This window comes from Myceligenerans cantabricum, from assembly GCF_054777735.1.
In genome coordinates, this window is record NZ_BAAHAJ010000017.1 from 1 (window position 1) to 1,832 (window position 1,832).

At 59.3% G+C, this 1,832-nt stretch carries 1 rRNA gene; it reads right to left on the reverse strand.

Annotated features, from left to right (window positions below):
- Positions 1 to 372: 372 nt before the first annotated feature.
- Positions 373 to 1,832, reverse strand: a 16S ribosomal RNA gene (locus tag ACYU96_RS19985); the annotation flags it as partial.

Consider the following 1,832-nt stretch of genomic DNA (forward strand, 5'->3'; position numbering starts at 1 on the left):
TATCACCCGAGCCGACGACCCGAACCAGCAACCAGAAACACCCGACCCTGCAAGACAACACCCCACCCACCGCACCCCGCACCCAAAGCACGGACCACGACCAGCGAGGCGAACGTCCCACGGCCGGTTGCCTCAGGACCCAACAGTGTGCTCGGCGAACCCCCACCACCCACGAGCCATGAGGTCCAACCCACCAGCCCCCCACGAAGGAAGACCAGCCGGCGTACTGTCACGACCCCGCAGGACGCGGAGACTCTTCGTCAATGTTCCACCCATGAGCATCCACCCCGGACACGAACGGCCCGAGCATGGCTCTGAACCAGCCACCCACCAGCCACCAGGCCGGCGAACAGCAAGCTAGAAGCTCCTTAGAAAGGAGGTGATCCAGCCGCACCTTCCGGTACGGCTACCTTGTTACGACTTAGTCCCAATCGCCAGTCCCACCTTCGACCACTCCCCCCAAAAAGGTTAGGCCGTGAGCTTCGGGTGTTACCAACTTTCGTGACTTGACGGGCGGTGTGTACAAGGCCCGGGAACGTATTCACCGCAGCGTTGCTGATCTGCGATTACTAGCGACTCCGACTTCACGGGGTCGAGTTGCAGACCCCGATCCGAACTGAGACCGGCTTTTAGGGATTCGCTCCACCTCACGATATCGCAACCCTCTGTACCGGCCATTGTAGCATGCGTGAAGCCCAAGACATAAGGGGCATGATGATTTGACGTCATCCCCACCTTCCTCCGAGTTGACCCCGGCAGTCTCCCATGAGTCCCCGGCATGACCCGCTGGCAACATAGGATAAGGGTTGCGCTCGTTGCGGGACTTAACCCAACATCTCACGACACGAGCTGACGACAACCATGCACCACCTGTACACCGACCTTGCGGGGAGCACATCTCTGCACTTTTCCGGTGTATGTCAAGCCTTGGTAAGGTTCTTCGCGTTGCATCGAATTAATCCGCATGCTCCGCCGCTTGTGCGGGCCCCCGTCAATTCCTTTGAGTTTTAGCCTTGCGGCCGTACTCCCCAGGCGGGGCACTTAATGCGTTAGCTACGGCACAGAACAGGTGGAACCTGCCCCACACCTAGTGCCCAACGTTTACGGCATGGACTACCAGGGTATCTAATCCTGTTCGCTCCCCATGCTTTCGCTCCTCAGCGTCAGTAACGGCCCAGAGACCTGCCTTCGCCATCGGTGTTCCTCCTGATATCTGCGCATTCCACCGCTACACCAGGAATTCCAGTCTCCCCTACCGCACTCCAGCCTGCCCGTACCCGATGCCAGCCCGAGGTTGAGCCTCGGGTTTTCACACCAGACGCGACAGACCGCCTACGAGCTCTTTACGCCCAATAATTCCGGACAACGCTTGCGCCCTACGTATTACCGCGGCTGCTGGCACGTAGTTAGCCGGCGCTTCTTCTACAAGTACCGTCACCCGAAAGCTTCTTCCTTGTCGAAAGAGGTTTACAACCCGAAGGCCGTCATCCCTCACGCGGCGTCGCTGCATCAGGCTTTCGCCCATTGTGCAATATTCCCCACTGCTGCCTCCCGTAGGAGTCTGGGCCGTGTCTCAGTCCCAGTGTGGCCGGTCGCCCTCTCAGGCCGGCTACCCGTCGACGCCTTGGTAGGCCATCACCCCACCAACAAGCTGATAGGCCGCGAGCCCATCCCCCACCAAAAAATCTTTCCAACCACCGAGATGCCTCGATGACTCATATCCGGTATTAGACCTCGTTTCCAAGGCTTATCCCGAAGAGGGGGGCAGGTTGCTCACGTGTTACTCACCCGTTCGCCACTAATCCACCCAGCAAGCTGGGCTTCATCGTTCG